At 61.0% G+C, this 11150-nt stretch carries 13 protein-coding genes; 12 read left to right on the forward strand and 1 reads right to left on the reverse strand.

Translation table 11 applies throughout. The features are described from left to right. The first annotated feature begins 38 nt into the window (after nt 1-38). The 12 genes from nrdR to KGB03_RS12485 all read left to right on the forward strand — a co-directional run bounded on the left by nrdR (nt 39) and on the right by KGB03_RS12485 (nt 9006). Nucleotides 39-503, forward strand: coding sequence for a transcriptional regulator NrdR (gene nrdR, locus KGB03_RS12430; RefSeq protein ID WP_003228656.1), 465 nt, complete (start codon nt 39-41; stop codon nt 501-503). Next, nucleotides 500-1633 carry a bifunctional diaminohydroxyphosphoribosylaminopyrimidine deaminase/5-amino-6-(5-phosphoribosylamino)uracil reductase RibD gene (ribD, locus tag KGB03_RS12435; RefSeq protein WP_223527191.1) on the forward strand — a complete coding sequence of 378 codons (1134 nt, stop codon included), beginning with the start codon at nt 500-502 and terminating at the stop codon, nt 1631-1633. Before nrdR ends, ribD begins: the two co-directional genes overlap by 4 nt. Before the next feature lie 46 nt (nt 1634-1679). Further along, nucleotides 1680-2345, forward strand: a complete 666-nt coding sequence (locus KGB03_RS12440; RefSeq protein WP_218537586.1) for a riboflavin synthase — start codon at nt 1680-1682, stop codon at nt 2343-2345. 30 nt (nt 2346-2375) lie between these two features. Continuing rightward, nucleotides 2376-3467, forward strand: a complete 1092-nt coding sequence (ribBA, locus tag KGB03_RS12445) for a bifunctional 3,4-dihydroxy-2-butanone-4-phosphate synthase/GTP cyclohydrolase II (RefSeq protein WP_008153526.1) — start codon at nt 2376-2378, stop codon at nt 3465-3467. A 235-nt stretch (nt 3468-3702) separates the two neighbouring features. Continuing rightward, nucleotides 3703-4179 carry a 6,7-dimethyl-8-ribityllumazine synthase gene (gene ribE / locus KGB03_RS12450; protein WP_074871273.1) on the forward strand — a complete coding sequence of 159 codons (477 nt, stop codon included), beginning with the start codon at nt 3703-3705 and terminating at the stop codon, nt 4177-4179. Further along, nucleotides 4176-4676 (forward strand): transcription antitermination factor NusB, encoded by a 501-nt coding sequence (gene nusB, locus KGB03_RS12455; protein WP_008153530.1) that lies wholly within the window; start codon nt 4176-4178, stop codon nt 4674-4676. The genes ribE and nusB overlap by 4 nt, the downstream gene beginning before the upstream one ends. Before the next feature lie 18 nt (nt 4677-4694). After that, nucleotides 4695-5660: a thiamine-phosphate kinase gene (thiL, locus tag KGB03_RS12460; RefSeq protein WP_223527192.1), complete on the forward strand. Its 966-nt coding sequence runs from the start codon at nt 4695-4697 to the stop codon at nt 5658-5660. Then, complete coding sequence (locus KGB03_RS12465; RefSeq protein ID WP_008153532.1) at nt 5657-6160, forward strand: phosphatidylglycerophosphatase A; 504 nt, start codon at nt 5657-5659, stop codon at nt 6158-6160. The genes thiL and KGB03_RS12465 overlap by 4 nt, the downstream gene beginning before the upstream one ends. Nucleotides 6161-6182: 22 nt before the next feature. Beyond that, entirely contained in the window at nt 6183-6920 is a 738-nt protein-coding gene (locus tag KGB03_RS12470; protein WP_218537585.1) for a substrate-binding periplasmic protein, read from the forward strand. A 252-nt stretch (nt 6921-7172) separates the two neighbouring features. Then, on the forward strand, nt 7173-7790 hold the full coding sequence (gene ribA / locus KGB03_RS12475; RefSeq protein ID WP_111451202.1) for a GTP cyclohydrolase II: 618 nt from the start codon (nt 7173-7175) through the stop codon (nt 7788-7790). After that, nucleotides 7787-8206 carry a hypothetical protein gene (locus KGB03_RS12480; RefSeq protein WP_033059418.1) on the forward strand — a complete coding sequence of 140 codons (420 nt, stop codon included), beginning with the start codon at nt 7787-7789 and terminating at the stop codon, nt 8204-8206. The genes ribA and KGB03_RS12480 overlap by 4 nt, the downstream gene beginning before the upstream one ends. After that, the gene (locus KGB03_RS12485; RefSeq protein ID WP_223527193.1) at nt 8206-9006 is read left to right on the forward strand and encodes a cobalamin-binding protein; all 801 of its coding nucleotides are present in this window, start codon (nt 8206-8208) and stop codon (nt 9004-9006) included. Before KGB03_RS12480 ends, KGB03_RS12485 begins: the two co-directional genes overlap by 1 nt. Before the next feature lie 155 nt (nt 9007-9161). On the opposite strand, the gene KGB03_RS12490 is transcribed toward KGB03_RS12485, so the two are convergent. Next, nucleotides 9162-11045 carry a TonB-dependent receptor domain-containing protein gene (locus KGB03_RS12490; protein ID WP_223527194.1) on the reverse strand — a complete coding sequence of 628 codons (1884 nt, stop codon included), beginning with the start codon at nt 11043-11045 and terminating at the stop codon, nt 9162-9164. Nucleotides 11046-11150: the final 105 nt, after the last annotated feature.

Below are 11150 nucleotides of genomic sequence, written 5' to 3' on the forward strand. Positions count from 1 at the left end.
CGCTACCATGGCCCTCCCTTTTTTTGTTGCCTGCCACCATGCACTGTCCCTTCTGCGGTGCCAACGACACCAAGGTCATCGACTCGCGTCTGGTCGCCGAGGGCGAACAGGTACGCCGCCGGCGTGAATGCCTGGCCTGCGGCGAGCGTTTCACGACGTTCGAGACGGCCGAACTGGTGTTGCCGCGCCTGATCAAAACCGACGGCAGCCGCCAGCCGTTCGACGAAGAAAAACTCCGCGCCGGCATGCAGCGTGCGCTGGAGAAGCGCCCGGTGAGCGTCGAGCGCCTGGAATCGTCGTTGGTGCACATCAAACACAAACTGCGCGCCACCGGTGAGCGAGAGGTCAAATCCCTTGTCGTCGGTGAACTGGTGATGGCCGAGCTGCAAAAGCTCGACGAAGTCGCCTACATTCGTTTCGCCTCCGTGTATCGGCGCTTCCAGGACCTCAACGAGTTCCGCGAAGAGATCGATCGCCTGGCCAGAGAGCCGGTGAAAGAATGACCACCTCTGTAGAACTTGCCATCCTCGACGCCCATTACATGGCCCGCGCGCTGGAACTGGCGCGTAAAGGTCATTACACGACGCACCCCAATCCTCGGGTGGGCTGCGTGATCGTGCGTGACGGGCAAATTGTCGGCGAAGGCTGGCACGTGCGCACCGGCGAACCCCACGCCGAAGTTCACGCCCTGCGCGACGCCGGCGACAAGGCTCGAGGCGCCACCGCTTACGTGACTCTCGAACCTTGCAGCCACCATGGACGGACGCCGCCTTGTGCCGATGCGCTGGTACATGCCGGTGTGGCTCGGGTCGTCGCGGCGATGCAAGACCCGAACCCGTCGGTGGCCGGTCGTGGCATGCAGCGCCTGGCCCAGGCTGGCATCGCTACCGAAAGCGGCGTGCTGGAAGGCGAAGCGCGCAAGCTCAATGAAGGTTTCCTCAAGCGCATGGAGCACGGCTTGCCGTTCGTGCGGGTCAAGTTGGCCATGAGCCTCGACGGTCGCACGGCGATGGAAAGCGGCGAAAGCCAATGGATCACCGGCCCTGCGGCGCGTTCGGCGGTACAACGCCTGCGCGCTCAGGCCAGCGTGGTGCTGACCGGCGCCGACACGGTGCTGGCGGACAATGCCCGTCTCACCGTGCGTGCCGATGAACTAGGCCTGGATCCTGAGCAAACGGCCCTGGCCATGAGCCGTCCGCCGCTGCGTGTGTTGATCGACGGCCGTCTGCGAGTGCCGCTGGATGCGCCGTTCTTCAAGGCTGGCCCGGCGCTGGTCGCCACGTGCATGGCGATCGAAGAGCAATACGCCAATGGTCCGGAATGCCTGATCGTTGCGGGCGAGGATGGTTTGGTCGACCTGCGTAAACTGCTGGTCGAACTGGCCAATCGCGGAGTCAACGAAGTGTTGGTCGAAGCGGGGCCGCGTCTGGCCGGGGCTTTCGCTCAGCAAGGGCTGGTGGACGAGTTTCAGATTTTCATCGCTGGCAAGTTTTTAGGTTCATCTGCGCGCCCGTTGCTGGATTGGCCGCTCGCGCTAATGAAGGATGCGCCTGAACTCAAAATCACCGAAATCCGCGCGGTTGGCGATGACTGGCGAGTCATCGCCATTCCTTCGCCAGCAGCGAGCGTATAATTCCGGGCCTGCGCCACGCGACGGCCCTGTTCTCGAGGAGGACTCCATGTTTACCGGCATCATCGAATCCATCGGCAGTATTCGTGCATTGACCCCAAAAGGCGGAGATGTGCGGGTATACGTAGAAACCGGCAAGCTCGACCTGAGCGACGTCAAACTGGGCGACAGCATCGCAGTCAACGGCGTGTGCCTGACGGCGGTTGAGTTACCAGGCAACGGCTTTGCGGCGGACGTCAGCCGCGAAACCCTCGACTGCACCGCCATGAATGATCTGAAAAGCGGCAGCCCGGTGAACCTGGAGAAAGCCCTGACCCCGACCACTCGCCTCGGCGGGCATCTGGTCAGCGGCCATGTCGATGGCGTGGGCGAAGTGGTTGCCCGTACCGAAAATGCTCGCGCTGTGGAGTTTCGCATCCGCGCGCCCAAAGAGCTGGCCAAGTACATCGCCCATAAAGGCTCGATCACCGTCGACGGCACCAGCCTGACCGTGAACGCGGTCGATGGCGCCGAGTTCATGCTGACCATCATTCCGCACACCCTGAGCGAAACCATCATGGCGTCTTACCAGCCAGGTCGCCGGGTGAATCTTGAAGTTGACTTGCTTGCCCGTTATCTGGAACGCCTGTTGTTGGGCGACAAGGCCGCAGAGCCAGCAAAGTCCGGGAACATTACTGAAAGCTTTCTGGCCGAGAACGGCTACCTCAATTCCTGAAACTCAATTTTGAAAGAAGGGGGGTGCCTTGTGGCGCTCAATAGCATCGAAGAACTGGTTGAAGACATCCGCCAAGGCAAGATGGTCATCCTCATGGATGACGAAGACCGCGAGAACGAAGGCGACCTGATCATGGCCGCCGAGTGCTGCCAGCCTGAACACATCAACTTCATGGCCAAGCACGCCCGTGGCCTGATTTGCATGCCGATGAGCCGCGAGCGCTGCGAACTGCTGAAACTGCCCTTGATGGCGCCACGCAACGGTTCCGGCTTCGGCACCAAGTTCACTGTGTCCATCGAAGCAGCCACCGGCGTGACCACCGGCATCTCTGCTGCTGACCGTGCGCGCACCGTGCAAGCGGCCGCCGCGAAAGAAGCCAAGGCTGAAGACATCGTCAGCCCCGGCCACATCTTCCCGCTGATGGCCCAGGCTGGCGGCACCCTCGCTCGCGCCGGCCACACCGAAGCGGCGTGCGACCTGGCGCGCATGGCCGGTTTCGAGCCGAGCGGCGTGATCTGCGAAGTGATGAACGACGACGGCACCATGTCCCGCCGCGCGGAACTGGAAGCATTTGCTGCCGAACACAACATCAAGATCGGCACCATCGCCGACCTGATTCACTACCGGATGATCCACGAACGTACCGTTCAGCGGATTGCCGAGCAGCCGCTGGACAGCGAACTGGGCCAATTCAACCTGGTGACCTATCGTGATTCCGTGGAAGGTGACGTGCACATGGCCCTGACTTTGGGCACCGTGTGCGCCGAAGAGCCGACCCTGGTTCGGGTGCACAACATGGACCCGCTGCGCGACCTGTTGATGGTCAAACAGCCCGGCCGCTGGAGCCTGCGCGCCGCGATGGCCGCGGTTGCCGAGGCGGGCAGTGGCGTGGTGCTGTTGCTCGGTCACCCGCTCGATGGCGACGTGTTGCTGGCGCATATCCGCGAAACCGCGGAGCACGTTCCGGCGAAAAAACCGACCACCTACAGCATCGTGGGTGCCGGTTCGCAGATCCTTCGGGATCTGGGCGTACGCAAAATGCGCCTGATGAGTGCGCCGATGAAATTTAATGCGATATCCGGTTTCGATCTGGAAGTTGTAGAATACGTGCCCTCCGAATAATGACCCGGAGATTCGTATTGCTGATGTTCACCCATTGTGGGGAGGGGATTTATCCTCCGTTGGACTGTGTAGCAGTCCAAAAATAGGGGCCGCTACGCAGCCCAACGGGGATAAATCCCCTCGCCACAGGGGTGTAGTCGAGCAGCAATGCGGTTTTTTCCGGCCGTGTATTCGTGGCTAATATCACTGAGGGACGCGTACGAGACGCGTCCCGGCTCTTTAAGAGATCTAACGAATGACCCTGAAGACCATCGAAGGTACCTTCATCGCCCCTAAAGGCCGCTACGCTTTGGTAGTAGGCCGTTTCAACAGCTTCGTCGTTGAAAGTCTGGTCAGCGGTGCAGTTGATGCCCTGGTTCGCCACGGCGTGAGCGAAAGCGACATCACCATCATCCGCGCACCTGGCGCCTTCGAAATTCCGCTGGTTGCGCAGAAAGTCGCTCAGAAGGGCGAATACGCGGCAATCATCGCCCTGGGCGCGGTCATTCGTGGCGGTACTCCGCACTTCGAATACGTGGCGGGCGAATGCACCAAAGGCCTGTCCCAGGTGTCCATGGAGTTCGGCGTTCCAGTCGCATTCGGCGTGCTGACCGTTGATTCCATCGAGCAAGCCATCGAACGTTCCGGCACCAAGGCCGGTAACAAAGGTGCTGAAGCTGCCCTGTCCGCTCTGGAAATGGTCAGCCTGCTGGCGCAGTTGGAGGCCAAGTGATTAGCGACGAAAGCGATCGTTTCAACCCGCGCGATCCAAAGCCTGCGGATGCCGGCAAGCCATCGAAAAGCGTCAAGCGTCGCGAAGCCCGTCAGCTTGCGACTCAGGCGCTGTACCAATGGCACATGGCCAAGCAATCTTTGAACGAGATCGAAGCGCAGTTTCGGGTCGATAACGATTTCAGCGATGTCGATGCCGCTTACTTTCACGACATCCTGCATGGCGTTCCGGCCCACAAGCCTGAGATCGACGCTGCACTGACGCCGTGCCTGGACATCACCATCGAAGAGCTGGACCCGGTTGAACTGGCCGTCCTGCGCCTGTCGACCTGGGAACTGCTCAAGCGCGTCGACGTGCCATACCGCGTTGTGATCAACGAAGGTATCGAGCTGGCGAAAGTCTTCGGTTCCACCGACGGCCACAAGTTCGTCAACGGTGTACTCGACAAGCTGGCCCCGCGTCTGCGTGAAGCTGAAGTGAAGGCGTTCAAGCGCTAACCTGCGCTTGGAGATGCCATGGGCGAGTTTGAGCTGATCCGCAATTTCTTCGCCGCCGCGCCTTGTGCGCAGGGCGGCGAATGCGTTGCCCTCGGGATCGGCGATGACTGCGCCTTGCTGGCTGTTCCCCCCGGGGAGCAGTTGGCCATTTCTACCGACACACTGGTTGCCGGTGTGCATTTCGCAGATCCTTGCGACCCGTTTCTGCTCGGTCAGCGCTCGCTGGCTGTGGCCGTCAGCGATCTGGCTGCCATGGGCGCCACTCCCGTTGCCTTTACCCTTGCCCTGACCTTGCCGACGGTGACCGCCGATTGGCTGGACGCCTACGCCCGTGGTTTGAACATCATGGCGCAGCGCTGCGGTGTGGCGCTGGTGGGCGGTGATACCACCCGTGGGCCGTTGAGCCTGACCATGACGGTGTTCGGTCGTGTGCCGGCGGGTCTGGCGTTGACCCGCAGTGGTGCGCAGCCAGGCGACTTGCTGTGCGTTGGCGGTGAGCTTGGTAACGCGGCGGGGGCATTGCCGCTGGTGCTCGGTCAGCGTACGGCTGAAGCCACCATCGCCGATCCGCTGCTGGCACATTACTGGTCGCCGCAGCCGCAACTCGCGTTGGGTCAGGCGCTACGCGGCAAAGCCACCTCGGCGCTGGACATCTCCGACGGGCTGCTCGCGGACTGCGGACATATTGCCCTGGCATCGAAGGTCGGCATTCAGATTGAACGGCACACGCTGCCATTGTCGAACGCTTTGGTCGCCTTCCTCGGTCAATCAGGTGCAGAAGTCGCGGCCCTGAGCGGTGGTGATGATTACGTGCTGGCCTTTACCTTGCCCCCTGTCGAGTTACCGAAACTGGTGGCCGATGGCTGGCCGATCCATGTGGTCGGCCGTGTTGTGACGGGGCAGGGCGTAGTGCTGCTTGACGCCGACGGACAAGACATCACCCCGCAGAACCGGGGCTATCAACATTTTCGGGAGACACCGTGACAGATCATCCCAAACAGGTCCCGGCGGAATTCGTACCGCCGTCGGTCTGGCGCAATCCGTGGCACTTCCTGGCGTTCGGCTTTGGCTCGGGCACCTTGCCAAAAGCACCGGGCACCTGGGGGTCGTTAGTTGCGCTACCCTTTATTCCGTTGTGGCAGATGCTGCCCGATTGGGGTTACTGGCTGATGCTCGGCATCACCATGCTGTTTGGCTTCTGGCTGTGCGGCAAGGTCGCCGACGATTTGCGGGTGCATGACCACGAAGGCATCGTCTGGGACGAAATGGTCGGGATGTGGATCACCCTGTGGCTGGTGCCGGAAGGTTGGTACTGGTTGCTGGCGGGGTTTTTGATGTTTCGCTTCTTCGACATCCTCAAGCCGTGGCCGATTCGCTGGATCGACCGGCATGTGCATGGCGGCGTCGGGATCATGCTCGATGATGTATTGGCCGGGGTGTTTGCGTGGCTGGGGATGCAGGGGTTGGTTTGGTTTTTCGCCTGAGTGGCGAAACAGAGGACTAGGGATGGCTCGGCGCTGGTTGGTGGCGATGGTTTTTGTGGTGTTCAGTTCGCTCGTTCAGGCGGACGATGCAGTGACGACGCCGTCGGTGATTCATCTGGCCAGCGAAGACTGGGAAGACTACACCGCCGCCGATGGCCACGGTCTGGGCTGGGATGTATTGCGCGAAGTCTTCGAGCCGGCGGGGGTCAAGCTGGACATCCGCAGCGAACCTTACGTGCGCTCCATGGGCCTGGCCCAGCGCGGTGAAGTGGATGCCTGTGTCGGCTCCTATCTTGATGAGTCCAGCGATCTGCTCTATCCGCACTGGAACTTCGATACCGATCACATTTATGCCCTGGGGCTGGCCAGCAACCCCGCGCCGACCCCGGAAACCCTGGGCAACTATCGACTGGCCTGGGTCCGCGGCTACGACTATCAGGATTACCTGCCCAACGTACGCCGCTATAACGAAGTACTGCGGCGTACCGGGATTTTGTCGATGTTGACCCGCAACCGCGCCGACTTTTACATCGACGCGCTGACCGAAGTCGACTATGTCCTCAAGCGGGCCAAGGATCCGACGCAGTTCCGTCGCACTCACATTGCGGAATTGCCGTTGTATCTGTGCTTTGCCAAGACCCCCAAGGCCCGGACACTGATGGCGCTGTTCGACCAACGCATGGAGCAACTGGTGAAAAGCGGCCAGTTGAAACCGATCTTCGAGCGCTGGAAACAACCCTATCCGTTCGACTCGAACTAAGCGCGAACCCTGCAGCGCTTGATTAACCCTGTGGGAGCGAGCCTGCTCGCGATGACGGTGTATCAGTCGACATCAATGGTGAAAGACAGACCGCAATCGCGAGCAGGCTTACTCCCGCAGGGGGGCTGTGATGGCTTGAGATCTAACTTTTTGATTGTTATGCCCCATAATTCAGCCTAAGCGTCTGTCGGAACGTGCTGTTACAATGCCGCGTCTGCGAATCTCCAGTACTTATTGATCAGGAGCACACCGGTGCCTGTCGTTTTTGTCGCCGCTTCCAAGCTGCCAACGCCTTTTGCGCAATTCACCATGCACGGCTTTCTCGATGAAGAAAACGGGCGCGAGCACGTTGTGCTGAGCCTGGGTGAGTTTGCCGATGGTGCCCCGGTACTCGGCCGGTTGCATTCTGAATGCCTGACCGGCGATGCCTTGTTCAGCCAGCGTTGCGACTGCGGCTCGCAACTCGAGGCCGCCTTGCAGGCCATCGCCCGTGAGGGCCGTGGCGTATTGCTGTACTTGCGTCAGGAAGGTCGCGGCATTGGCCTGCTGAACAAGATCCGCGCCTATGAATTGCAGGATGGCGGCGCCGATACTGTTGAAGCCAACGAACAGTTGGGTTTTGCCGCCGATCAGCGCGACTACGCCATGTGCCTGCCGATGCTGGAGCACCTGGGCGTGAAATCCCTGCGTCTGATGACCAACAACCCACGCAAGGTCAAAGCCTTGACCGACATGGGCATCGTAGTCGCCGAGCGCGTGCCGCTGCACACCGGCCATAACCCGCACAACAAACTCTACCTGGCCACCAAGGCCAGCAAGCTCGACCACATGATGGGCAACGAGCACCAGGGTGAGGCTGACCGGGCGTGACCCGCGGTCAGGTCAGGCGGCGACTGTCCGTCAATTGGTGGCAATACCTGGCGCTGGCCTTGGTGCCGCTGTTCGTGATCAATGGTGTATTTGGCCAGAGCGAGGCGATCCTGCCGGTGCTGGCGATGCCGTTGTTCATCGCCGGTGTGGCGTCGATGTTTGTCAGCCTGAAATTCTTTGGCGGCTACAAACACGCGCTGATCGCCACTCAAAAAGCCCTCGATACCCCAGAAGAACCTGCTGCCTGGATCGCCTTGGCTGCCAAGCGTCGCACGGCGTTCCTGGCTGCCGGCCTGCCGGCCTGGATCGGCGCGCTGGCGGTGTTCGTCGGCCTCGAAGCCGTGCCGTTGATGCTGCTGGCGCTGTCGACCCTGGTGCTGTTTTACCTCTACCGTATTCCGCGTCAACTCGGCTGATGCGGCCCGTCTGGCTGGCGGTTTTGCTGCTGGCCGTCAGTGGACCGGCGGCTGCGGTCGAACGCGTTGTCAGCCTCGCGCCATCGCTCTCTGAAATCGTTGTTGAGCTGGGTTCAGCCGACCTGCTGGTGGGTGTGCTGGATGCCGGTGAGCGTCCTGCCGAGCTCAAACACCTGCCTTCGGTTGGCCGCTATGGTCAGCTGGACATGGAGCAGTTGCTCAGCCTCCAGCCCGATCTGCTGTTGCTCTGGCCCGGCAGCGTTGGCCCGGCCCAGCGTGAGCAACTCAAGCGGTTAAACATCCCGACCTACGTTGCTGAACCTCACAACCTCGAACAACTCACTGCGCAGATTGAGGCCATTGCCTCACAACTCGGCCGTCCGGAACGTGGTGTTTCATTGGCCGAGAAGTTGCGTCAGCGGCTGGATTCGTTGCGCCAGCGTTATCGTCGAGAGCTGCCATTGCGGGTGTTTTATCAGGTCTGGGATCGGCCGCTATACACCGTTGGCGGCGGGCAGATCATCAGCGATGCGCTTGAAGTGTGCGGGGCTCGTAACGTCTTTGCCGACCTGACGCTGCCGGCGCCGCAGGTCAGTATTGAAGCGGTATTGCAGCGTAATCCCGAAGTGATTCTGGCCAGTGATCAGGCGCAACTCGATGCGTGGAAAGCCTGGCCGCAGGTGGCGGCGGTGGCGCAGGGGCAATTGCTGTTGGTAACGGATAAGGGGCTGGAGCGGCCGAGCGGGCAGATGATCGATGCGACGGCCAAGTTGTGCCAGGTGATTGCGCCCGACCGGTGACCTGTGGCGAGGGGATTTATGTGGCGAGGGGATTTATCCCCGTTGGGCTGCGAAGCGGCCCCCAATGGCTGCAGTCACACCGCATCCACAGGTTTACGGCTGCTTCGCAGCCGAACGGGGATAAATCCCCTCGCCACAGGTGACTGCGCCAGTCTTTAGAATTCTGGCGTCCAGGTCACCCCAAACATCCACGCCCGACCTTCCTCTCGATACCCATTCTGACTGCCGTCATGGCTGTACAGCGCCCGGCTGTAACCCTTGTCCAGCAGGTTATCGACCTTCAGCTCAAGCTTGATCTCCCGATTCAACTCCCAACTGCTGCGCAACCCCAGCAACGCGTACCCGCCCAACGGCTGGCGATTGTTCTCATCGTCATAGCTGCTGCTCACAGCCTGCCAGCTGGCGCCAAGCCCTAGCCGGTCGAACTGCCGATCCAGATCCAGGCTCAAGGTCCGCCGCGCGCGCCGAGCCAGGGTGTGGCCGCTGTCGCGATCCCGCGGGTCAATGATCGCCACGCCGAGGTTGCTCTGCCAGCCGAACAGTTCCTGTTTCAACGCCGCTTCGAAACCATTGATCCGTGCCGAGGCCACATTCTGCGGCCGGTTGTTACTGCCGAAAATAATCGCATCTTCCAGGTCCGTACGGTAAAGCGAAGCTTCCAGGCGAGCGGTGTCGGTCAGCTGACTGCGCCATTGCAGCTCGTAGCTTTTCGAGGTCTCGGGTTTCAGGTCCGGATTGCTGAAATCGGGGTAATACAGGTCATTGAACGTCGGCGCGCGGAAGCCTTCGCTGTAGGTCAGCAGCACATCGTTGTCCGGATTCAGCGGCAGGGTGAAGGTGCCGCTCCAGCTGTTCTGGCCGCCGAACTGCTGGTTCTGATCGCGGCGCAGGCCCAGTTCGGTGGAGAAGCTATCCGCCTGGTAATGATGCTGAATGAACGCGGCACGGTTCCAGCGGCTGTCCTCGTCGAATGGCGTGCTGCTGTTGACCCGGTCCTCATACCAGTCGCCGCCGAGGATCAGGCCGTTGCGCTCATCGAGGGTCAGGTCGTTCTGCCAGTTCACCGAATCACGGTAAGTGTTGAACACGCTGCGTTCGTCACTGAGCTTGTCCAAAGTCTTCTCGCGGTTTTCGCTGTGGCCGAACTCGACGCGGGTTTTCCACAGGCCGTTGATCCGCGCATCGACGTAACTGCTGACGCTGCTCACCGCGAAGTCGCTGTAGGGCTGTTGCTGGACTGACTCGAACGTGTCCATGTCGAAGCGGCCGAACGGATTGTCGAACTCACTTTTGCCACGGTTATCCAACAGGTTGGCGCCGATTTCGATGTCATCGGTGAGGGCGTGACTCAGGCTCAAACTCATCGATTGGTTGCGGTACTCGTCATGATCGCCATCGCTGGGATACGACTCGCGGGTGCGATTGATGCCGGCAGTTTCATCGAGGCTGGCGCCGAGGTTGAATCGGGTCTGCTCGTCGCCGCCGGACAGCCCGAGGCTGCGTTCCCAGGTCTGGTGGCTGCCAAAGCCTACGTGCATTCGCGGTTGCAGGCCTTGCTCGCCGCCGCGCCGGGTGAAGATCTGGATCACCCCGCCAATCGCATCGCTGCCATATATCACCGAGCGGGAGCCGCGCAACACTTCCACGCGCTCGACCTGTTCGATGTTGATGTGTTGCAGGTTGCTGTCGCCCGAGGTGGCATTGCCGATGCGCTGGCCGTCGACCAGCACCAGGCTCTGGGCCGACTTGGTGCCGCGAATGTAAATCCCCGGCAGACTGCCGCGCCCGCCGGTTTGCCCGACTTGCACACCCGGTACACGACGCAGCAAGTCAGTCACGCTGCTTGGTTGCAGACGATCAATGTCTTCGCGGGTGAACACGGTGTTGGCGGCGCTGCTGTCATTGCGCGCTTCGACCTGACGGTTGGCGCTGATCAGCACGTCGGGAAGTTTCAGGGCCTGATCGCGTTCGAAGGTGTCGGCCAGCAGTTGGCCGGCCGGCAGAAGGGTCAGCGTCAGGGCGAGGCGGGAGAGTTTCATCGGGCAATCCGTTGGCACTTTAAAGCGAACACAAATCAAATGTGGGAGCGGGCTTGCTCGCGAATGCGGTGGGTCAGTCAACATTGATATCGACTGATCCACCGC

Source organism: Pseudomonas sp. BF-B-26, assembly GCF_019956495.1.
Lineage (GTDB): Bacteria > Pseudomonadota > Gammaproteobacteria > Pseudomonadales > Pseudomonadaceae > Aquipseudomonas.

Excerpts from the sequence above, each read along its gene's own strand:
- ribD (WP_223527191.1), top strand. The coding sequence starts at position 500 with ATGACCACCTCTGTAGAACTTGCCATCCTCGACGCCCATTACATGGCC.
- nrdR (WP_003228656.1), top strand. The coding sequence starts at position 39 with ATGCACTGTCCCTTCTGCGGTGCCAACGACACCAAGGTCATCGACTCG.
- ribE (WP_074871273.1), top strand. The coding sequence starts at position 3,703 with ATGACCCTGAAGACCATCGAAGGTACCTTCATCGCCCCTAAAGGCCGC.
- KGB03_RS12440 (WP_218537586.1), top strand. The coding sequence starts at position 1,680 with ATGTTTACCGGCATCATCGAATCCATCGGCAGTATTCGTGCATTGACC.
- thiL (WP_223527192.1), top strand. The coding sequence starts at position 4,695 with ATGGGCGAGTTTGAGCTGATCCGCAATTTCTTCGCCGCCGCGCCTTGT.
- KGB03_RS12490 (WP_223527194.1), bottom strand. The coding sequence starts at position 11,045 with ATGAAACTCTCCCGCCTCGCCCTGACGCTGACCCTTCTGCCGGCCGGC.
- KGB03_RS12485 (WP_223527193.1), top strand. The coding sequence starts at position 8,206 with ATGCGGCCCGTCTGGCTGGCGGTTTTGCTGCTGGCCGTCAGTGGACCG.
- KGB03_RS12470 (WP_218537585.1), top strand. The coding sequence starts at position 6,183 with ATGGCTCGGCGCTGGTTGGTGGCGATGGTTTTTGTGGTGTTCAGTTCG.